Here is a 21,673-nt window from a genome sequence, read left to right as displayed (position 1 = left end):
GTACGATTGCGTGGCAAAACTACATTACACAAAGAAAGAGTAGACCGACGAACAATAGAGGCGTTCCTGCCAGCTCTCCGAGAGCCGCGTCCGCGTTCAGTTCCTTCAAAAAACGACCTGCTCGCCAAGCTGCGTTGTTGTCGCCCACTATCTGGCCGCCCGTGGAATGCGGTTGCAGATGTTGGAACCAAACATTCGCCAAATAGCCCTGTTGAGCCGACGACAGCGGAGCCAGTTCGGCCGTACTCCAAGCCTGGGGAAGGGATCCGATTCTGCGTAACCCTTGCGGTCGTCCTGATACTAAAGTGGGGATATTATGGACCTGAACCAATGTCAGTAAGGTTTGTAGAGCTGTTCGTGCCGCCTGTTCGTTTGACCATTCATCTAAACCATCAACTATGAGGACGATACGTTGCTCTTCTACTGCGCGGTTAACTAACGAGACAATATCGCTGGTCAGCAAAGGTTGTAAGCTCTGAGCAACCATATCCGTAAGGCTAATCTCTCCGTCTTGGAGGTTCGTAGCCCTGGCCCATTTGGCAAATGGTAATATGACAGGTAGTCGGTCGCCCCAACGTTGCCCCAAAGCCGTAAACACCGACTGATCACCAAGTAGATCAAGCGCTATTGCGCGCAAAAGCGTACTTTTCCCTGTTCCAGCATCACCAAGAATGGCAAGCTTATTGCCATCAATCAGCCAGTCGGCGGCTGAGACGCGTCGAACTTCGTACGGATTTGCCGAACGAAGTATCCTACCCTCAATCTCGGCACGAAGCTCGCGAGCCGAAACATCGTCGTTCTCCAACCGGTTTTGCTTGATTGCCGTTTCTGACGTCTGCTCCTTAATAAAAACATCCGCCATTGCAAACCGTTCCAAAAGAGCTAGGGGCTGATGCGAACCAGGCGTGGTTGCAAAGCGTGCTCCGACCATTCCTTGGTCCAGATCGCTAAAACGCGTAGTGTAGAATGTTGCCAGTTGAGCACGAGCCTTGTCGAACTCAATCCCGTCAAGCCTGTCTTTGATATTTGGATCGATTGCGTCGCCATAGAAGGCCTCGAGCCAATGACGACCGAAGAATGCGGACACCAGTGTTTGATGTGGGCGGATCCGTTCAGCGAGTGTGTCGCCGCCAAGAACCTCAAGAACTATGTTCTTGGCAGCCAATTTCTTCGTTTGCCGTTCGATCTCGTCTTGAAGCTTGGTGTCATCGAGTAAAGCTTGCACCGCGATTACAAGAGTATCGGATTGCTCAACCCACTGCCCAGCGAGGAATGCTTCTACCGCTGACTTTAAGTTCGCAGGCTTGTAAGTTGTGTAACGTTTTGCCTGCCAGACAGTATAGCGCCCGTTAGGCTTGCGGGCGAATACGTCTATTCCTTCCTGCTTTTGTCCTTGCTTGCCGTATCGGGCCACATGATCGAACGTGCCTTGGGACAAGGCCAGACGATAGCACAAACGCTCAAAATTTTCCCACGACAAAGACCCCAGCGGCAGCATCATGTGCACCGGCTGTGCGGGCGGTGTAGGGAAAACACCTGAAGGCGGAGTGGCAAGGTCACCTGCCTGATTAGAAAACTGATCCACGCTAAGAGTCATTAACGTGGCGTGCCCCCATTGGGTGGTCCGGTTTGATTGTTAGTGCATCGTCGGCCTCTGGTCTATCGGAACGATGCTTTGTGGCGCGGGCGAACGATAGCCCAATGCGCTGTGCGGCCTGATGGTGTTGTAGTGGATTCTCCATTGTTCGATCAGGATTTGGGCCACCTTTAAGGTATAGAACAGCTCGCCGTTGAGAAGTTCATCCCGGAACTGGGCGTTGAAGCTTTCGCAGTATCCGTTTTCCCAGGGTGATCCCGGCTCGATATAGGCCGTCTTGGCACCGACAGCCGCGATCCAATCGCGCACTTTCTGGGCGATAAATTCTGGGCCATTGTCCGACCTTATGTATTTAGGTGGGCCGCGCAGGATGAACAAATCTGTCAGCGCATCCAACACGTCCGTGGAGTTGAGCTTACGATCAACGCGGATCATCAGCGCCTCCCTTGTGTATTCATCGATGATGTTGAGCGTTCGATATATCCGGCCATCAGCCGTGCGATCTTGGACAAAGTCGTAGGACCAAACGTGGTTTGGGCGCTCTGGCCTGAGACGCACGCATGACCCGTCATTCAGCCAAAGCCGACCTTCTTTCTTCTGTTTCTGTGGGACTTTCAGCCCTTCACGTCGCCAGATACGTTCAACGCGCTTGTGGTTCACATGCCAGCCCGCATTGTTCAGCAAGCCGGTCACCATGCGATAGCCATAGCGCCCGTATTGATCGGCCAACTCGATGATGTCGTCGGTCAGCCGCTCCTCATCGGCCCGGCCATGCGGCACCTTGCGTTGGGTAGAGCGATGCTGACCAAGCGTGCGGCAGGCGCGGCGCTCTGAAACACCCAACTCTTGCCGCACATGGTCGATGCACCTGCGACGACGCGAAGGGCTTAGAAGTTTCCCTTCGCTGCTTCGCTTAAAATGAGTTTGTCCAACGTCAAGTCAGACACCGCTCTCCGAAGCCGCTGGTTCTCTTTCTCCAGCTCTTTCAACCGAGCAAGCTAAGACCGCTGCATCCCGCCATAAAGCTTCCGCCATCGGTAAAACGTCTGCTGCGTCACGCCGATCTGGCGCACCGCCTCTGCAATCGTCGCGCCTTGTCCTTGTAGAACTTCAACCTGCCGAAGCTTCGATGCGATCTCTTCGGGCTTTTCTCGTTTTCCAGCCATCGCTGATCCTCCAATTTGCGGGACAAACTATCCCGGTTGGTGGACCACTTTCAGGGGGCTATTCCAGGCATTCGGATCGAAACTGCACAGATGGGCTGCGTTGGTCCTGAAGCTTCGGCGGTCAAGCGCGCGTTTGCTCAGCGAAATCGCCGGTTTGATGAGCTCTTTTCGTGGAGTTCTGGAGGTGAAACGGCGTAGCTTTGCTCAATGGCATTCTCTAAGCTGACGGCTGCGCCAATTGTTCGTCTTGTGCAAATGACAAAAAAAAGCCATAGTTAAGAACTAGTTTAACAAAGATATCTAGCGTAAAATAATCGGGCGTGAGTACATGGCAACCGTAGGATATTACTCGATGTCATCAGGCCAAGGTTTGGCCTCTCAAGTTGATGAGATCACGAACAACGGTGATACCGCGGTGAATGTAACTGTTCCCAACGCGGCTCAGCTTGCCTCGCTTGACTCTCTATATGTGGTCAATCCTAGCAATAGCAGCTTTGGCTCCGAATATATCGCCAATCTTCCCGATATCTCGGCTGCTGTAAACGCAGGGATGAATTTGATCATTTTTGATCGTGCAGTCAGCAACGCCCAAACAATTTTACCAGGTGGCAGTGCGATTACAGCGGTGCGTGACTTTGCAAGCGGCTCTGATGTTAATGTTGCAGCAGGTGCACCCTCTTCGTTTACAAACGGTCCCAACGGCGTAATCGACGATAGCACATTCGATGGCGGCAATATGTCGAACCATGGATATGTTGAGCTAAGCTCTCTTCCGCCTGGCGCGGTTCCGCTTCTCACTACATCTGACCCCAGCCATATCGTCGCCTTTACCTATCCGGTGGGCTCTGGGAACGTCTTCTATTCGACGATACCTCTTGATTTCTATACTGGTACAAACAACGCAGCGATTACTCCGGCAGAGATCTTTACCCTATTTGGAAACACTCAAGAGATATTGTGTTTCACACGGGGTACATTCATCGAGACCGCGAGCGGTCAACGACATGTGGAGACACTCATGGTTGGTGATTCCATTGTTGTTTCCGGTGGCGAGACCAAGCCCATTCAATGGATTAGCTCTAGCAAGGTTGGAGCCGCAGCGCTGGCTCGTAACCCGAAAAGTCGACCTGTGCGCATCAAGGCGGGTGCACTTGGCAACGGATTGCCTCGTCGGGATCTGATTGTCAGCCGTCAGCACAGAATGCTCGTCAGTTCCAAAATAGCCGAGCGTATGTTTGGAACGACTGAGGTCCTTATTTCGGCCATTAGGCTGACTGAACTGCCTGGGATTTATATCGATGATGAAGTGGAGGACGTAGAATATTTTCACATCCTCTTCGATACCCATGAGGTCATCTGGGCCGAAGGCGCGCCCAGTGAGAGTCTTTTCACCGGTCCTCAAGCACTTGAATCGGTGCCAGTAGACGCGCGGAAGGAAATAGAAAATCTATTCCCGGAATTGAAATCTTTGGACTATGAGGCATCAGCTGCTGCTCTTATTCCTACACATAAGCGCCAAAAACAATTGGTTGCACGCCACGTTAAAAACTCGAAGGCGATGATTGATAGGATGCAACTGGGTTAGTTCGCGCGCAGATCACCAGTTCGGCACTACCCGGCAACATTCGGCATTGCTGGTAATGTTTCAGTCGTCGTTAAATTTGCATTTGGTGCAGCGGCCGGGACCAAAAGCATTCTTGCAAGGCGTTCCCTCACTCTATTGCAGCCATTTCCTAGGCTATGACCAAGGCGGATTGCGGTCTGATGTTTGGCCTGTTGACAGTGAGCCCTACTATGCTGGCGGCGTTTGTCTTCGCTGACGTCTCTATTTTTGGCGTCAGAAAACGTGAGAGCCGAAAAGGCACTGGGCGCGAAACGCCTAATTCATACTATGAAAAGGGCGCAACCGAAGTTGGAGATGTGCAGGCTTGAGGCAGCCCATACCTTATGAGCGGCGTTGATTAACCACTAACTCTACCGCGCTGAGGGGCCAGCGGCCAAAGTTGAACTCAATCGGGCGTCCCTCTGGGTCAAGATTGACTGACGAAACGCGCATTAGCGGTGTCCTATGCGTGAGCCCGAGTGCGTCGGCCTCATGGCGATGGGCAAAGCCCCCTGTTATCCGGGTTTCTTCACGCGTGTAGCGGGGAATGCCATGGGCACGATAGACGTCAGTGACTGATTGATTTGGGGAAAAAGCCTCTTCGAACCGTGGGAACCGGTCTGCCGGAAATTCCTTGGATGTCAAATAGATAGGCTCACCCTCTACGATGCGCAACCGCACCATGCGTATGACTTCTGAAACTGCTCCCATTCCTAAAGCTACAATAGCTTCTCGGCTCGCCGGTGCACGGGTCAATTCCAGCGTTTTGGTGTCGATTTCCGATGCGTTGGCTTCAAGGCTTTGGGAAAATCTCAGATCGTCGTCGATGACATAACGCGTGCGCCTTTGCCTGACAAAAATGCCTACGCCCTTGCGGGCTTGCAGCTGTCCTTCTTGCTGCAGTTTGGACAGGGCCTTGCGCATGGTCAGGCGGCTAACGGAAAACAGCTCTGCCATGTGGTTTTCGCCCGGAAGCCGGGCACCGGATTCAAGCGGCCCGTTTATGCAGGCTTCTGCCAGACGATCATATATCTGGAGCCAGAGTGCGCGCTCGCCTTTTGAGCGGTAGGGCACATTGGCGATTTGTATAATCCTCTCCAGGTCATCACTGTCGACACTGTCAATGTTGAGCTGTTTTTTCACGCTCAAGAACCTTTCTGCCATCCACAAACACTGCCCTGATTTGACGCGTTTGGGGATGAAGTACAATCAAATCCCCTCGCAGCCCGTCTCGGATCTCGCCACGATCACTCAATCCAACGGCCCGCGCCGGACCAGAGGACACCAAAGCCCAGGATTTACCAAGATCCACCGTACCTCGATCAACCAGTGCAAAGGCGGCGGCCAATTGTGCCGGATAGTAGTAATCAGAGGCCAAGACCGTGCACAGATCTTCGGCAATTGCGGGCTCGGCATCGATGGCGTTATTCTGGGTGCCGCCGCGAACCACATTGGGCGCGCCGAGAACCACACTGTCCCCGCCGCGGATGGCAGATCTGGCGGTGTCCCAGGTCATCGGAAACTCGCTCACAGACACGCCCAGTGATTTATTGGCTGCGCGTTGTTCTGGTGAGAGTTCGTCATGGGCAAACATGACATTGCCAATCCGTTGCGCTGCTGTGGCCATGCGATCCACGGCGGCTGGTATTTCTCCTGCGCGTGCCGATAGCGCATTGATCAATTCAATCGCCTCATGCGGGGGCAGACCCGCACGGTCAGCCAGCCGGCTGATTTTGGTGCTGCCCACGTCCAGCCCTTTATAGGCGGTAAGATGGTCGTTCAGGGACAGGACCATCGTTGGAAATTCCTCTAGCCACGTTTCGATCTCATCCAGATGGTCCAGACAGAACAGCTCCCATCGTAAGTTGATATGTGTGTCACAGGCCAGCAAGTCGCGTGTCTCACTCAACGCGGCTAGAAACTGTCGCCCGGTCTCCACGCTTCTTAAGCCGGGCTCCCAGGATGCCGATAACCCGTGAAATGCTGTGGTAATGCCATTGGCAATCAGTTGACTGTCAGCTTCCTGCAGCGCCAAGGGCAACGGAAAGTGGACATTGGGCCGAGGGTTTACAACACGCTCAAATCCATCGCCATGGGCGTCCACGATGCCCGGTAAGACGAGGTAGTCACTCGCATCAAAAACCTGAGCATCTTCCAACGAGTCGCGATACAGCTGACCGTCTTTAATCCCGATGTCAGTTGTTTCCAAGCCCGAGGGCAAAAGGCATGTGCCGCCTTTGATAATCCAGTTTTGCATGCCAGTTCCTGCTCTGTTTTTCGTCATGGTCTCGTTACAGGAATCACCTATCCCATTGTTGTGTGACATTGCTGTGTATACAGCACAACGCCAGGGAGCTAAATCATGTTTCGCACCGTCCTAACCGCCGCCGCCCTTTTTGCGGCCACTCCGCTTGTTGCCGAGCCGATCAAATTTGCCGTGACTGACATCGAAGGCCTGGAAGTTCTACAGCAGGAGTTTGCTGCGTTCGAAACTTCCTTGGAGGAAGTGACGGGCCTTGATGTTGAGCTGTATCCAGTAAGCTCGCGCACCGCCGCTGTAGAAGCTATCAATCAGGGTCAGGTTGACCTCGTACTGACTGGCCCCGCCGAATATGTTGTGATCAAGGAGCTGACCGACGCGCAGATCGTCGTGTCATGGCAGCGCCCCAACTACTATGCCCAGATTGTCACCATGTCCGAAGGCGACATCGGCTCGGTAATGGATCTGAAAGGCAAAATCGTGACTTTTGGTTCTGTCGGCTCGACCTCCCAGCATCTCGGCCCAGCTCAGGTTCTGGCTGACTTTGGTTTGACCTATGGCAATGCGTATGAGCCAAAGATTATTTCCCGCAATGTTGCTGTTGAAGCGTTGATCCGCGGCGACGTGCAGGCCGTTGGCATGAACGAAGGCCATCTGCGCAAAATCCGTGCGGCCTTCCCGGAACAGGCTTTCACCGTTGTAGCCCGTGGCCGCGACCTGCCCAACGACATTCTTGTAGCCCGCAAAGATATGGACGCAGCTGCGCTGGAGAAGATTGCCAACGCTTTCCTGAACGATGCTGACGCTCTGATGGCCGCTTTGCTGAAAGGCGATGATAATCAGAAATACGATGGTGGATTTTTCCTCACTGCCACCAATGACGCTGACTATGACTATGTGCGCGATATGTACAAAACCATCGGCGTGGACACTTCGTCTTTCGTCGGCAACTGATCCTGTAGAGTTTTGAGAAAGGGGCGAGTTTCTCGCCCCTTTTTGCCGCGATCAACGAGGGGATCTCCTTTGCAAGAGCTACTAGAAGCGGTCCGCCCGCCTGCACAGATCAAAGCCGCCTACCGGCCTGCTACGACCCCCATTATTGAGGTCTCCGATGTCGGAAAAATCTATGGGCGCGGTGCGCCTATCTTGGATGGCGTCAATCTGACTGTGCACGAAGGCGAGCGGGTGGCCTTGATCGGTGCAAATGGTGCCGGGAAGTCCACGCTTCTCAAATGTCTGATTGGTTTGCATCCAACTTCCAACGGCACGGTAAGCACTTTGGGCGAGCGATTTGAAGTAATACCTAGCAAGGTGCAGCGCAGACGGATGCGTCTGGAGACCGGGTTCGTATTTCAAAAGCATTGTTTGGTAGCACGGCGTAGCGTGTTGTCCAATGTCATCCATGGGTTTCTGGGAACTGTCGGTAGTTGGCGCGGCTTCAGCCATACGACCTCCCCAAAAGCGTGGCGTGAGGCCGCGATGCGCGCGTTGGAAGACGTTAATCTCTTAGATTTTGCGTTACATCGTGCAGATGAATTATCTGGGGGACAGCAACAACGCGTGGCAATTGCGCGTGCCTTGGTGCGTAAGCCAAGATTGCTGATCGCCGATGAACCGGCCGCCAGTCTTGACCCGACTTCGGGGAGAGACGTGATGGAGCTCTTTAGCACTCTGTGTAAGCGTCAGGGGATCACGCTCTTATTCACATCTCATGACATGCAGCATGCGCGCAGCTTTGCTGACCGGGTTGTGGCCCTGCGCAACGGCCGCATTTTCTTAGATCGTCCAAGCGCGGACCTGACTGATCGTGATCTTGAGGAAACATTTAATGTCTGATGTGAACTCACGCTACGAGCTCAGTCGCTGGACTGGCATGTCGGCACTCAAGTTCGTTCTGTTGGTTGCGGTGTGCGCCGTCATTCTCGCCTCAATCCAGCAGGTGGCCCCGTCGCCCAAGCAACTGGCGAGTGGTGCCCCCGGCATGGTCAACCTATTGGACCGCATGATACCGCCGAACATGGACGCCGCGTTTCTGACGCGGATGGCTTGGCGTATCTTCGAGACCTTCCAAATCGCTCTGGCTGGTGCTGCCATTGGCATCGCAATCAGCCTGCCCATTGGTTGGCTCGCGGCTAAGCAAGTCACGCCCATTGGTCGTTTTGGCTATCTGGTGAAGGTTCTCGTCTCTCTCTTGCGCACGATACCCGATCTTATCTGGGCTCTCCTGTTTGTCGCCACTGTGGGGCTTGGTGCTGTGGCAGGGACAATGACGATTGTCATGGATACCGTTGGCTTTTGTGGGCGCTTTTTTGCGGAGGCCATGGAAGATGCGGATAAACAACCGCAAGAAGCCTTGTCTGCAGTTGGAGCAAGTCGGGTATCAATATTGTTTGCCGCTATTTTGCCAGACACTGCGCCGTCGTTGATCAACACTTCGCTGTTTGCGCTTGAACAAGCGGTCCGTTCCTCTGTTGTATTAGGCCTGGTCGGTGCTGGTGGCATCGGACAGGAACTGAAAGCGGCCTTTGATTTATTTCAGTACAAGAATGCAGCTACGATCATTCTGGCAATATTCGCAATTGTCTTGCTCATGGAGCTCCTAACCGAACGACTAAGAACGCTGGTAAAGTAGGGCTCGGTAATTGACACCTGACGAAGGGCTCGAGCGAATAGTGAGGGATAGAAAGTCCAATTTTTCTTAGAGCCCTCGCACTTCTCACATCAGTTTGCAGGACTTGAACACGCGGTGGTCAAGGCGTTTTCCAACAGACTCATCACCCCCAACTCTCCTCGACAACTGAGCTGGCCAAGTAGACCTCTGCTTTTGGCACATATCACTGCAAAATTGGTATAGTTGCTCGGCGGCGAGGGTAAGCCAACAGCCATAGGCGGAACTGATATAGTCTCCTGTAAGATTCCATGCGGGCAAGGATCACGTTTATGCGTAAACTCTGCTGAAGATCAGCGGAGGTTGTAGGAACGGCTCGAGCCTATGGTCGTGACCGCAAGCCACTAGTCGTTGTGTTACTAGGCATAAGTGATTTGATCGCGCTTAGGGTGATCTGCCTATGAGCGGAGGAAGTGACAGGTAGATTTCCGTTGACGAGTTAGGGTTTTCTACCGTTAGCGCTTGTTTGGATTGAAGGATCTACTACTATTGAGTGTGTTTTGAAGTTTTGGAGATTATTTGTGCTCCGTTTCTCATCAAAAGGCGGTGTTGCTGTTTCAGCAATGTTGTTGATCGCTGAAGGCGTAGAGGCTCAAGAGAACGGTCAAACGTTTCTATATGATGCCAATGGCTTAGAAGTTCGTAGCCACTTGCAGTTTGGCTTTAATGCAGTTTCCGAGGGTAACCTGTTCTGGGATCTGGCTGCGACGACAGTGCCAGGAAGCGGATTTGCCCATGACACGGAATGGTTGGAATCCTACATCAAGCCCGGTGTGAGCTTTGAGTATCGTCTCGACAGGGGCGACGTCGTCTATGGAAAACTCTCGGCGGTTTCGTCATACACTTGGGGTATCGATGCGTTCGACACTGGCGATACTGGCTCCTCCACACTTGAAGAAGCGTACCTCGCAATTCGCGGCGACCTGGGGCGCGGTGTCTCGTATGATCTGTCGTTGGGCCCGCGTGAATTGACACTTGGGACAGGGATGTTGATCGCGAATGGCGCAACCAGCGGCTTCGAGAGAGGTGCATTGAAGCTTGGTCCGCGCAAGGCCTGGGAAATGGCGGTAATCGGGCGCTTGTCCCTCGGAAATGTTACAGGAACAGCATTCTATCTCGATCCAAACGAGCTGCCCTCTACAGACGGAAGCAACGAACTCGTAGGTTTTGATTTACGTTATGATGATCCCGCAGGAGGTTATCTGGGGGCAACTTATGTGGATGTTCGGAGGTCTGAATCTCCATATCCATTGGCAGCTCCTGGCGGAGTTGGCGCACCTGCCGTGCTATCTGGCGCACGGGAGGGCACTCGTACGATTAGCGCCTACGCTAGGTCAAACCCGTTCGAAGGCGCGTTGAAAAATTGGGTTTTTACAGGCGATTTTGCATATCAATGGAACGATAGGATCGAGATGGAAGCTTGGGCTGGTCGAGTGACCGCTGGATACAGATTTTCGCATCTAGCTTGGTCGCCGAGTCTTACGCTAGGATATCAGTCCTTTTCGGGCGATGATCCGAATACCGCAACACTGGAACGGTTCGATCCGCTTTACTATCAGGGCAGCCCGAGTGCATGGGCGACGGGATCTAAATCTGCTTCGACCTTCATTAACTCCAACGTAAATGCTCTGACGGTAGCGCTTCGGCTGCAGCCAAGACCCGCCGACACATGGACGCTGCGCTACGCGCGTATCCGCGCAAACGAGTTGAATAGCCCCGTTCAGTTCGGCCAGGCTACGCGGGTAGATTTAAATGGCAATGTCGTTTCAGGTGTTACCGATGCACATCTCGCCGACGACTTGTTTCTTGAGTACAGCCGTATCATCAATCGCAACACGTTTTTGACCGCCGGTGTCTCAGTTTCTTTTCCCGGCAAAGGTATCGACAACGTCGTGGGCGGTAGTGCTGACCCATGGACAGGAGGGTTCGTCAATGTCGTCTATAACTTCTAATCTCACAGCATTGATCCTGGGGATTGGCATGACGTTTGGCGCGTTACCGGCTTCAAATGCGCAATCACAAGTGCTTTCCGCTCAGGAGTCCGACCCCAACGTGATGGGCTGGATGAAGGGATTTCCACCGCCTCTCGATAAGCTGATTACTCAGCCTGACAGCAACTATTTCAGCTTTCCAAAGCTGCGTTGGTCGGTTTGCCATCTCCGTGAATTCCTGCCGACGGAGGAGATTAGCCGGGGGCTCAGCGCTCCTCAGCAGCTCGCCTATCCACCATTGGCGGAATTCTCTGAATTGGGCGATCAGATCGATGCGCTGACACTCATGCCGATCGATGGTGAGAAGGAGATGACCTGGGAGCAGACACTGTATGCCAACTATACCGATGGCATATTGATCCTGCACAAAGGTGAAGTTGTCTATGAACGCTATTTCGGCTGCCTCGAAGAGGGTGGTAAACACGCTATCATGTCGATGAGCAAGTCGATCACGGGACTGCTGGGTGAAATTCTCGTCGCCGAAGGGGCGCTGGATGACACGTTGATGGTGCGCGACGTCATACCCGAGATCGGCGTAAGCGCCTTTGCTACTGCGACCGTGCGCCAGGTCATGGATATGACCACGGGTGTTCAGTACTCCGAAGATTATTCGGATCCTAACGCGGATATCTGGCTCTATTCTTCCGCCGCTAGTCCGCTGCCGAAGCCCGCCGACTACGAAGGGCCCGATGGTTACTGGGAGTATCTCCAGCAGGTACCACACGAAGGCAATCATGGGGATGCTTTCCACTATAAGACGATCAATTCCGACATGCTTGGGTGGATCATCAGCCGGGTGACGGGCAAGGCAATGACCGGGCTTGCCTCCGAACGGTTGTGGAGCCGGATGGGTGCTGAACAGGATGCCTATCAGACTGTGGATGGCAAGGGCGTGCCCTTCGCAGGAGGCGGGATCTCTGCTGGGCTACGAGATCTAGGGAGGCTGGGGCAACTGTTGTTAGATGGCGGTGTTGCTGCAGACGGCACACGCGTATTCCCGGCCGAGGTTGTAGAAGTGATTGCTGCCGGAGGGGACCAGAGTAAGTTTAGCGGCTTCCCGACGATCTCGAACGGGAGCTACGTCAGTCAGTGGTGGGTCTTCCACAACGACCATGGTGCATATGCGGCCCGCGGGGTCCATGGTCAGACGATTTATATCGATCCGACCGCTAACATGGTGTTGGTGCGTCTTGCCTCTTTTCCTAAGGCGCAAAACGGTTTCATCGACCCAACGTCGCTTCCGGCCTATCAGGCTGTCGCGGAGTACCTGATGGCTCGATAGGTGCAGGAGAGGTTTGCCCAATGGCTTTAACTTCCGCAATCGTGCCGATAGGTCATGCGTTGCCCTATGCAGGTGTCCAAACTGGGCAGGTTGGATTTGTGTCCTGGAAACCAATTGATAGATGCTTAGAAATTTCCCGGCGCACATTGAAGACAGACAAGCCCGGCGTCTCGCCATGCTTCCACAACGCTGGAGCGGTCATCGATTATAATCCAGGGGTCCCATTTATCAGCACGCATTTCGGCCAACAGTAGGCGTTTAATATCCGGATCGCTCTCGGCATCCAAGTCCTCAGGACGTAGGTAAACTCCGTCGAAAGGAAGGTCATTCTTCCGCAACCATGCGGTGGTGTGATCCACCCATCCAGCTGGCCGCCCTGAGCAAATAACAATTTTTTCGCCAGCGGCCTTTAGTTGCCGTAGAAGTCTAGCGACCGGCTCTATGGGTGCAGCATCTGCCATGGCTATGTGAAAACCATTCCAATCCTTAACCTCTCCGTGAACAAGGTGGCCAAGCTCTTTGGCGTCGAAATGTGCCAACGTCCCATCCACATCAAAGACCACACAAGGCTTGCCTGAGCCCTGCACCGCAGTGTTATTCAACATCATAAATTTCCTTATGCTCGCGCCCCGTCCACTCGAAATAAATCGGCTGAGCATTGTGTGGTCGAGCACCAACATTACTTTGCCCGGCTAATATGCGCGTGGCGCGGATGACGCCTGAATGGCAGACAAAGATAGGCAATAGATCTTGCGCAAGTGCGCAGCCTTCAGAAATTGCAGAGGCCACCCGACGCTGCATTTCGCCCCAATCTTCACCGCCTTCGGGCTTTCCATCGCGCGGGGGAAGTTGGGTTATGGGCAAGCCTTCGAATATGCCCCAATCCCTTTCCCGCAGGTCACTTTGAGTGTGAAACGGTGCATCGGGAAAGGCCAGAGCACAGGTGTCTTGCGCTCGTCGCTTCGGGCTTGCAAAGAGCATAGTCGCCGTTGGCCATTCGGTTTCGCGCAAAGCTTCTGCTTGCTTGCGGCCCTTATCTGTCAAATCGACATCATGCGCACCGGCGATAATTCCATCGCGGTTGGCCGATGTCTCACCATGTCTGATCAGGCAAAATGTCTTTGGCGGGAGTTGCAGCATCATAGCTTGATAGCCTCATGCATAAAGACCTTTGCTCCAAGCTCAGGTTCGACAAGGTAGTCCTCGGGTTGGGAGCAGAAGGCAGGTGCGAAACGCTTGGCATTTAGATGTTGGAGCATCTTGACCTGATCGCCGAGTGGTGGATGGACATTCCAGCGTCTAAAATGGCCTCCGGGCACGGCGCAGATGCCGCGTGCATGCGCCGTCATATGACCGGTAAAGACCACATGAGCGTTGCGCCCCAAACGCTCGCTTTCCCGCCATGCTCTTGCATAGCCCCAAGCAGCCCCGCCATCGGCATTGGGCGTGTCACAGATCAAAAACCGTGCGTCGTCCGTGTCACCTCGTTCAAGCAGCGGCGCGATTTCCTGCGCGCGCGGGGTGAGACTGTCACTTGCAAGTGCGGCCTTCAGCGCCGTGCGGCATTCCGGATCAAGGATCACGGCATCAAACCCAAAGAGTTCGACCAGATGTAGCGCCATTTCGCCCGCCCGCCCTGACGGCGGAACCGGCAATAGGATTTGCCCGGGCAAATTGTCGATTAATGTGTCAAAGGCTGAGAAGCGGTCTTTTTGCGCAATTGCATCCAAATGATAGGAGCAATCCAAAATAGCTGTAGCCGCCTTGGGCGGCGTATCATAGGCAAACCAACTGGACTCTTCTGACCAGTCACCAGAGTAAAACAACCCCTCACCGATACCAAAATGCAGCCACACTCCTCCCAATGCATGGCCATTGCGCCCTGTGGTTATGCGAACGCCACTAAGATCGTAGATTCCCTGTTCGGGTAGCATACGGACTTCGGCTGCGGGCGGCAGGGCCTTGGCGGTTTGAGCGGTCGCATAGATCGGTAGTCCTGCCTCCACAGCATAGGCCGCGCCGCCGATGTGGTCGATGTGATCATGGGTCACAAAGACTGCATCAGCTCCGTCGAGCCAGGCCGGGTTGAACCGTGCGGTAGCTTCCGGTCCATGACCACAGTCCAACAACCAGACCTTTCCATTGACATTCAGACGCATACAGGCCGGTCCTTTTTCGCCGATGCCGGAGAGGATTTTAATCTCACCCATTTAAATCTCCTGAAAGGCCCAGGGTTGGTGCAATGAGAGCCCCAACTGTTCGCCTGTCTTGTGATAGAAGCGGCTCTCCGCAATCAGGTTCTCTGCGTTGGGGCCTTGTAGCGTGAGCCGATAGTGCCCGCCCAAATAGGTGCAGCGTTGTACCACGCAGCGCATGTCGCCGGTCTCTGACAGCGAAATATTCTCCGGACGCAGGCAGATGTGGTTGGGCTGTGCGCTATCGCTACTAATCGCGACCGTGGTTTGGTTGAATTGGGCCATCAGGTTATCACCCTCTTGGCGGATCTGATCGATGGGAAGGACGGTGCCCTCGCCAACAAAACCGGCGACAAAGCGGCTTCGTGGACGAGCATAGAGTTCCTGCGGAGTGTCGAACTGGGCAATGCGGCCCCGTTCTAAGACGGCAATGCGGTCCGCCATGGCCATGGCTTCGGCCTGATCATGGGTTACATAGACCATCGTTGCCTGCGTGCGGGCGTGGAAATCCAGGAACACGTCTTGCATTGCGGCCCTCAGAGCCACGTCAAGGTTCGCAAGAGGCTCGTCCAACAACACCGCCTGCGGATCAGATACCAAACAGCGTGCAAGTGCCACACGCTGGCGCTGTCCCCCAGATAGGTCCGAGGGCATCCGATCGGCAAACTCGCTAAGTCCGGTGGCCTCAAGCGCTAGATTGGTCTGTTCGCTACGGGCCTGTCTGGGCAATCCGCGCACCTCAAGCGGGTAGGATACATTCCGCCGTACTGTCATATGCGGCCATAGAGCATAGGATTGAAACACAAAGCCAATATTGCGTGCCTCGGGGGGAATGGTGTGACCGGTGTCCCCATTGGCAACCTCCTGCTCACCGATAGAAATTCGCCCGAGGCTGGGCGTTTCGAACCCGGCGAGCAGGCGCAACAGCGTGGACTTGCCACAGCCAGAGGGCCCAAGCAGAGCGACAAACTCGCCATCCTCGATCCTCGTGGTAATGGAATGCAAGGCAGGCACCCCATCAAAGTGTTTTTCTACGGCTGTTAGGCTTAGGTCTGCCATGGGACAACTCCTTGAGGGAGGCGGCGGGCAGAAAGCTGAATGATCCCCATTAGGGCCATCACCGCCAGAACGATGGTCATCGCCAGAGCTGACGCCATTACCGTCTCGCCGCTGTCATCTAAATTGAAAATCATGACCCCGAGGGTTTCGGTGCCCGAAGACCACAAAAGCGCGGATACCGTGAGCTCATTAAATGCGGTCAGGAACACAAGGATCGCGCCCGCCGCCGCTGAGGGCGCTGAGAGTGGCAAAATGATCGACCGCAACCGCTGGAACAGGTTGGCTCCAACCGACTGCGCGGCTTCATTCATGGCCGGATCCAGTTGGCGGATACTGGCTTGAATGGGACGGAACATCACCGCCATGAATCGTGCAAGATATGCAAGGAAGATGATCCAGATCGTCCCATATAGTGTCGCTTGGGTGAACGGCAGCTTGATCAGCAGCAGGATCATTGCAATGGCCAGCACGACACCGGGCAACGCATAGGGGAGATCGACCAAACTATCGAACAGACGCGTGAGCCGGGTTGGATGTCGCTCCATCAGCCAGGCCAGCGGCAGGCAAATTATTATCAGCACGGCTGCTGCACCAAGAGACAGCATGAACGAATTGGTAAAGGCGCGCGCGGTCACAGGTTGGCGGAACAGTGCTTCGTACCAAGAGTCTAGTGTGATGGTGTCAAGACGAAGCGGCACGCCGTATGCTGGCACCAGAGAGGTCGCCAGCAGCCCGGTCATTGGCAACACCAGAAGCGCCGCTACGACAAGCCACATGACAATTTCTATAGGCAAACGCTTGCGCCCCAGCGGGATCGACAGCGGACGGGACGAGGCGCCGACTAGATGCACCCTCTGGCGCGCTTGGAAAAATCGTTGCAGCAAAATGCCGAAGATGGCCACACAACCGATAAGCATTGCTAGAACGGCAACCTCTGCCAGAACCGAGGTGCCAAGCCCGGCGAGTTTCTGGTAAATCAACGTCGGCAGTGTTGAATACCCGGCTGGGATTCCAAGCATCGCCGGAATGCCAAAGTTCCCCAACGCCGTCACGAAGGTGATCGCCGTCCCAGCAAGTAAACCGGGAACGCACAGCGGCAGGACAACTTGCCACCACAAGCGCAGCCCTCGCGCCCCGCTGATCCGCGCGGCTTCGACTACCTCTTGTGGGATTGCGCGCAAACTGGCCCGCAGGGTGAGGAAGATTATCGACGCGTGTTGCACACCCAAGAGCAGAATAATCCCGCCCGGCGAATAAAGCGGCTGTGGTGCGCCCAGTGGCGGTGCAATTCCCAGCGTCTTTAGCAATACTGATGACGGGCCCATGATCTGCGTCCACGACAGGGCTGTGATCTGCGGGGGAATCATCATCGGGATCATTAGACAGAATACCAAGGCAGCCTTGGCACGCAGATCTGTCAGCGCCACTAAAAAAGCAAATGCGCCGCCTATCAGTAGCGAAACCACGGTGCCGAGCCCGGCAGTAAATAGTGAATGTTGCAGCGCTTTATGCGTTGAAGCTTTGGACAGAACATCAACGATCCGCCCAGAACTCAGCTGATCTCCGACGGTCAGCCCTTCGACAAACAATCGCAGAACCGGTGTCAAAGTCAGACAGATTGCAATGAGAAGTACAATGGAAAGCAGCCGATCCTCTGACCGGCTGCCCCCAAGTGTTTTGCGAAGGTGCATTAGTCGGCACCAAAAATCTCGGCGAATTTCGCTTTGTTTGCTTCGGCATTCTGCAAAGCAACCGCCGGGTCGAAGGCCATCAGCTTGATATCGTCACGCGCTGGGAAACCTGCAGGAACACCCATATCGTTGCGGGCGGGGATGTAGCCCATCTCAAGCACCAGATCTTGACCTTTTTGGCTCAGTAAAAAGTCGACAAAGTTCTGTGCGGCGTCGACGTTTTTGGCTGACGACATGATCGCAACAGGCTCGGTCACATAGGAGACGCCTTCTTCTGGGAAGACGAAATCAACGGGGGAACCTTCGGCCTTGTTGCGGATCGCAAGAAAGTCCACGACCATGCCATACGGTTTTTCACCAGCAGCGACGGCCTTGAATGTACCGCCGTTGCCGCCCTTGGCACGGGCATCGTTGCTGGCAAGCTGGTTGTAGTAGTCCCAGCCAAGGGTGTCGTCTCCGGTTAGGGTGGCAAGATGGATCAGTGCCGCACCGGAATAGAGCGGCGATGGCATTGCGATCTGACCTTTGAGGGACGCATCTTTCAGATCCGCCCAGGATGACGGAGCGCTTTCAACCCCGGTGTTATAGACGATACCCGTCGTGATCAGCTTGGTCGAATGATAGAACCCATCCGCGCTATAGAGCGTTGGATCAAAGGCGGCGGCCTCAGGAGATTTATAAGCAGTCAGCAGGCCTTGCTGTGCCATGCCTTCGAGGGTGACAGTGTCGGCGATCAGCAGCACATCTGGCTGCGGGTTGCCTGCTTCGATTTCGGCACGCAGGCGCGCCATCAGCTTGGTGGTGCCATCGCGCACCCATTCGACTTCGGTGCCTGGGTTGGCGGCCATAAAGGCGTCAACGGTCTTTTGCGCATCAGCATTTGGCTGCGAGGTATAGACAGTAAGTGTGTCTGCAAAGGCGACAGAGGCAAGGCAAGTAAGTGCTGCGGCAGTCAGAAGGGATTTCATCACAGATCTCCAGAAGGATTACTTTCGAACGAAAGTTATTACGATGACACTCTTATTGACCTGCATTGCAAATTTAATGTGACGAAACTGTTTAATATTTATGTTTCTGGACTTCATGGTCGCTCTGTGTAGATTGATGCTAAATTTTCTTTCGAAAGACGCAGGATGAAGCGCATAGATCTAAAAGATCGCCGAGACCGGATTGTTACCCTTCTTTCAGAGGTGGCCGAACTGTCTGCGAGCGAACTTTCTGAACGTTTGGATGTCTCGGTGCAGACCATCCGTACGGACTTGCGCGATCTCGACGACGCAGGTTTGGTTCAACGCCGAAATGGCGCTGCGCGGCTGCGTCAGCATTCTGAGAATATCGCCTATTCCCCGAGAGAGAGTATTTCCAGGCAGGAAAAACAACACATCGCAATGGCCGTGAAAAACCTTGTAGAGGATGGCGCACATATCGCGTTGGGAACCGGGACTACGGTTGAGCATTGCGCGCGTCTGTTAGCGGTGCGGAAAGATCTCTTTGTTGCCACCAACAGCCTGCATGCGGTTGTTGCAATGCAAAATGCCCCTGGCGCGGTTGTTGAGCTGGCGGGTGGGATGGTGCGCTTGCGTGACCTCGATCTGATCGGCAGTGCGAGCATGGAGTTCTTTTCACGCTTTCATTTGGATCAAGCCGTCTTTAGCTGCGGCGGTATTTCGGCTGGTGGGGATGTTCTGGACTATAACTCCGACGAAATCCTGGCGCGACGCTCTATTGGCCAATGCGCCAGGGAAAAGATCCTTGTTGTGGATAGTACAAAATTTGGTCTCGATATGCCCTGCGGTATGCACAAGATCTGGGACTACGATGTGGTCGTTTCAGGCCAAAAGCTTGCGGTTGACTTGCTCGAGCGCTGCAAAACGTCGGGATGTCGGATCATCGAAGTGCAAACGATGGGGCAGGAATAGAGCACCTGCATAGACAAGTGCACCTATTTCCTCAGGTGTTCGACTTTAGCAGCCGTTTCTGGATAGCTAAAGCCAAAGCAAAGATGAAAATGCCAATACCGTCAGTTAGCCAACCTCCGGCGATCATGGCTAGACCTGCCGCGACGAGTGCGACGCGTACGGCTGTTCCTGCATGGCCAAAAAACCAACCTTGAACTGCGCAAGACAGGAAGTAGACGCCTGCGACCGCTGTTACAGCGACATGGAGGATTTCAAATGGGCTCCCTTGCAGCAACATCGCCGGTGAGAAGAAGAACATGTATGGGACAACAAAAGCGGCAAGCCCGATCTTGAAGCTTTCAACGCTCGTTTGCACCGGATCTGATCCGGCCAGTGCTGACCCAGCGTATGAGGCCAAGGCAACGGGCGGGGTGATCGCCGACATTACGGCAAAGTAGAAGATGAAAAGATGCGCCACCAATGGCTGCACACCAAGAGCGACGACACCGGGAGCGATGACGCTGGCGGCAACCGCATAGGCGGCTGTTGTGGGCATCCCCATGCCGAGGATGATGGACACAACCATAGCAAAGAACAGCGCCAATAGCTGGCTTTGGTCTGCAAGGGTCAGCAAGACGGTCGAGAAACGTGATCCAATACCTGTCAGCGCAATGACCCCAACGATGATACCTGCAGTTGCGCAGACCGCCACCAACTGCAGAACCATGCGTGCGCCATTGTCGAGCGCCTGGAAGAGCTGCTTTGGCCCCATTTTATGTGGTGTTAGCCAGGACACGACCGCAGCCGTTACCATGGCAAGTGTCCCACAGCGAATGACGGAGTATCCGGCGAACAACGCGCCGATAAGCACTACGATAGGTGTGAACAGATAGAACTGGCGGATCAATTGGCCAAATTTTGGCAACAAGTAGCGGGGCAGGCCCTTCATGTTCAGTTTCTTAGCGGCAAGATCGACCATGAAGTAGACAGAGATAAAGTACAGTGCCGCTGGGATTAGAGCAGCCCAGACGATCTCCATGTAAGAAATGCCTGTGATCTCTGCCATGATGAACGCACCGGCCCCCATGATGGGTGGCATGATTTGGCCGCCTGTTGATGCAGCGGCTTCTACAGATGCGGCGGTTTGTGGTTTGTAGCCCACTTTTTTCATCATCGGGATGGTGAGGGATCCGGTTGCCACGACATTCCCGGCAGAGGTTCCGTTGATCATGCCCATCAAGCCTGAGGCAAAGATAGCCACTTTTGCGGGACCACCACGTTTGTGGCCGGCTGCAGCAAAGGCGAGGTTGACGAAATATTCTCCCACGCGCGTGGTCTGTAAGAAGGCGGCAAAGACCACAAACAGGATGATGTAGGTCGATGAAATTGCAATTGGCGCGCTCAGGATTCCATTGTCTGTCACGATGTAAGAAAAGAAGCGCTTGGCATCATAGCCGCGGTGCTCAAACAGTCCGGGTAACCAGGGCCCGAGGAAGGCATAGGCTACAAAAACGGAAGCGATCATCACAAGCGCCATGCCAGCGACGCGCCGTGTGAGTTCAAGGATCAGTACTACGATAACGACTGCCGACCACATGTCACCGGGCAGAGCCATCGGCATTCCGGCGCGCAATTGCAATTGGCGCGCGAAGAAAATCAAATAGGCTGTACAGGTCACGGCCGCGATGGCCAGAAGGATGTCTGCCCATGCAAACCGTGTTCGGTCGGTTTGAGCAAAATACCAGCCGTGCAAGATTGCAAAGACAGTCCCAATGGCTAGAGGTATGCCGAAGCTACCCATCGCCCAGGCGGGCGGTAGAGTTGCCCCCAACACACGCCCGTTGATCCAGATCGCGGCAACAGCAATGGCTGCATAGAGGATGCCGACGCCGGCCACCGCCAGAACGGCCGACCCAAAACCTGTATCATGCAGCTGCGGTTGTGATCTCAGATCAGAGGCACCGAAAAGCAGATAGCCAAGCATCAGCCCGCCCCCGATATGAGTCAGACGGTAAGCCCAGGTTTCCAGGGGATAGACGTTCATCACCATCAGATGGAAGACGGTGTAGCTCACGCAAAGGATTGCTATAATCCAGTGCCGGTTGCCCTCAAACACCCGCTGATTGGACGCTGCGCGTTCTTCATCGACGTTTGCATTAGCTGTTTCTTGTTCGATGACAGATGCCTTAAGGGCATCGGCGTTTTGTGCTTGGGGTTGAAGGGGCAAGGCGGAGATCCAAATTCTGAAAGGCTGTGAGTGAAG

17 protein-coding genes and 1 pseudogene are annotated in these 21,673 nt (G+C 54.4%); 7 read left to right on the top strand and 11 right to left on the bottom strand.

The genetic code is table 11. The features are described from left to right. Positions 1–19 precede the first annotated feature (19 nt). Both ACEWZM_RS06050 and ACEWZM_RS06045 read right to left on the bottom strand, forming a co-directional pair. Complete coding sequence (locus ACEWZM_RS06050) at positions 20–1,585, bottom strand: NACHT domain-containing protein (RefSeq protein WP_414005581.1); 1,566 nt, start codon at positions 1,583–1,585, stop codon at positions 20–22. A 51-nt stretch (positions 1,586–1,636) separates the two neighbouring features. After that, positions 1,637–2,763: pseudogene (locus ACEWZM_RS06045) on the bottom strand (IS3 family transposase). Positions 2,764–3,091: 328 nt separating this feature from the next. On the opposite strand from ACEWZM_RS06045, the gene ACEWZM_RS06040 reads away from it, so the two are divergent. Continuing rightward, positions 3,092–4,348 (top strand): Hint domain-containing protein, encoded by a 1,257-nt coding sequence (locus ACEWZM_RS06040; RefSeq protein WP_414005580.1) that lies wholly within the window; start codon positions 3,092–3,094, stop codon positions 4,346–4,348. Positions 4,349–4,708: 360 nt separating this feature from the next. Here the strand turns inward: ACEWZM_RS06040 and phnF are convergent, their stop codons facing one another. Beyond that, positions 4,709–5,509, bottom strand: coding sequence for a phosphonate metabolism transcriptional regulator PhnF (gene phnF, locus ACEWZM_RS06035; protein WP_414005579.1), 801 nt, complete (start codon positions 5,507–5,509; stop codon positions 4,709–4,711). Next, positions 5,487–6,623 (bottom strand): alpha-D-ribose 1-methylphosphonate 5-triphosphate diphosphatase, encoded by a 1,137-nt coding sequence (locus tag ACEWZM_RS06030; protein WP_414005578.1) that lies wholly within the window; start codon positions 6,621–6,623, stop codon positions 5,487–5,489. Before ACEWZM_RS06030 ends, phnF begins: the two co-directional genes overlap by 23 nt. Positions 6,624–6,728: 105 nt before the next feature. On the opposite strand from ACEWZM_RS06030, the gene ACEWZM_RS06025 reads away from it, so the two are divergent. The 5 genes from ACEWZM_RS06025 (at position 6,729) to ACEWZM_RS06005 (ending at position 12,567) form a co-directional block, all read left to right on the top strand. Next, positions 6,729–7,580, top strand: coding sequence for a PhnD/SsuA/transferrin family substrate-binding protein (locus ACEWZM_RS06025; protein ID WP_414005577.1), 852 nt, complete (start codon positions 6,729–6,731; stop codon positions 7,578–7,580). Positions 7,581–7,649: 69 nt separating this feature from the next. Next, the gene (locus ACEWZM_RS06020; RefSeq protein WP_414005576.1) at positions 7,650–8,462 is read left to right on the top strand and encodes a phosphonate ABC transporter ATP-binding protein; all 813 of its coding nucleotides are present in this window, start codon (positions 7,650–7,652) and stop codon (positions 8,460–8,462) included. After that, the gene (phnE, locus tag ACEWZM_RS06015; RefSeq protein WP_414005575.1) at positions 8,455–9,258 is read left to right on the top strand and encodes a phosphonate ABC transporter, permease protein PhnE; all 804 of its coding nucleotides are present in this window, start codon (positions 8,455–8,457) and stop codon (positions 9,256–9,258) included. Before ACEWZM_RS06020 ends, phnE begins: the two co-directional genes overlap by 8 nt. Positions 9,259–9,815: 557 nt before the next feature. Then, a complete protein-coding gene (locus ACEWZM_RS06010) occupies positions 9,816–11,246 on the top strand; it encodes an alginate export family protein (RefSeq protein ID WP_414005574.1) in 1,431 nt (476 codons plus the stop codon). After that, positions 11,227–12,567, top strand: coding sequence for a serine hydrolase domain-containing protein (locus ACEWZM_RS06005; RefSeq protein WP_414005573.1), 1,341 nt, complete (start codon positions 11,227–11,229; stop codon positions 12,565–12,567). The genes ACEWZM_RS06010 and ACEWZM_RS06005 overlap by 20 nt, the downstream gene beginning before the upstream one ends. Before the next feature lie 125 nt (positions 12,568–12,692). Here ACEWZM_RS06005 and ACEWZM_RS06000 read toward each other — a convergent pair whose 3' ends face one another. From ACEWZM_RS06000 to ACEWZM_RS05975, 6 genes are read right to left on the bottom strand one after another with little or no spacing between them, the layout of a single operon-like run. Continuing rightward, the gene (locus ACEWZM_RS06000) at positions 12,693–13,175 is read right to left on the bottom strand and encodes a phosphatase domain-containing protein (protein ID WP_414005572.1); all 483 of its coding nucleotides are present in this window, start codon (positions 13,173–13,175) and stop codon (positions 12,693–12,695) included. Further along, positions 13,162–13,710, bottom strand: coding sequence for a histidine phosphatase family protein (locus tag ACEWZM_RS05995; protein WP_414005571.1), 549 nt, complete (start codon positions 13,708–13,710; stop codon positions 13,162–13,164). The genes ACEWZM_RS06000 and ACEWZM_RS05995 overlap by 14 nt, the downstream gene beginning before the upstream one ends. Then, positions 13,707–14,777 carry an MBL fold metallo-hydrolase gene (locus ACEWZM_RS05990; protein ID WP_414005570.1) on the bottom strand — a complete coding sequence of 357 codons (1,071 nt, stop codon included), beginning with the start codon at positions 14,775–14,777 and terminating at the stop codon, positions 13,707–13,709. The genes ACEWZM_RS05995 and ACEWZM_RS05990 overlap by 4 nt, the downstream gene beginning before the upstream one ends. Then, positions 14,778–15,821 carry an ABC transporter ATP-binding protein gene (locus ACEWZM_RS05985; protein WP_414005569.1) on the bottom strand — a complete coding sequence of 348 codons (1,044 nt, stop codon included), beginning with the start codon at positions 15,819–15,821 and terminating at the stop codon, positions 14,778–14,780. It lies immediately after the preceding gene. Beyond that, complete coding sequence (locus ACEWZM_RS05980; RefSeq protein ID WP_414005568.1) at positions 15,809–17,512, bottom strand: ABC transporter permease; 1,704 nt, start codon at positions 17,510–17,512, stop codon at positions 15,809–15,811. The genes ACEWZM_RS05985 and ACEWZM_RS05980 overlap by 13 nt, the downstream gene beginning before the upstream one ends. Continuing rightward, positions 17,512–18,480, bottom strand: coding sequence for an ABC transporter substrate-binding protein (locus tag ACEWZM_RS05975; protein ID WP_414005567.1), 969 nt, complete (start codon positions 18,478–18,480; stop codon positions 17,512–17,514). The genes ACEWZM_RS05980 and ACEWZM_RS05975 overlap by 1 nt, the downstream gene beginning before the upstream one ends. 165 nt (positions 18,481–18,645) lie before the next feature. Here ACEWZM_RS05975 and ACEWZM_RS05970 point away from each other — a divergent pair, with 165 nt between their 5' ends. After that, positions 18,646–19,431, top strand: a complete 786-nt coding sequence (locus ACEWZM_RS05970) for a DeoR/GlpR family DNA-binding transcription regulator (RefSeq protein WP_414005566.1) — start codon at positions 18,646–18,648, stop codon at positions 19,429–19,431. Positions 19,432–19,462: 31 nt separating this feature from the next. Here the strand turns inward: ACEWZM_RS05970 and ACEWZM_RS05965 are convergent, their stop codons facing one another. Then, entirely contained in the window at positions 19,463–21,637 is a 2,175-nt protein-coding gene (locus ACEWZM_RS05965; RefSeq protein WP_414005565.1) for a TRAP transporter permease, read from the bottom strand. Positions 21,638–21,673: the final 36 nt, after the last annotated feature.

Origin of the sequence: Phaeobacter cretensis, from assembly GCF_047372505.1 — a bacterium.
In the GTDB taxonomy this organism is placed as follows: domain Bacteria; phylum Pseudomonadota; class Alphaproteobacteria; order Rhodobacterales; family Rhodobacteraceae; genus Phaeobacter; species Phaeobacter cretensis.
The sequence above is the reverse complement of the archived record's forward strand: the minus strand, read 5'-3'. Positions and strand labels throughout refer to the sequence as shown.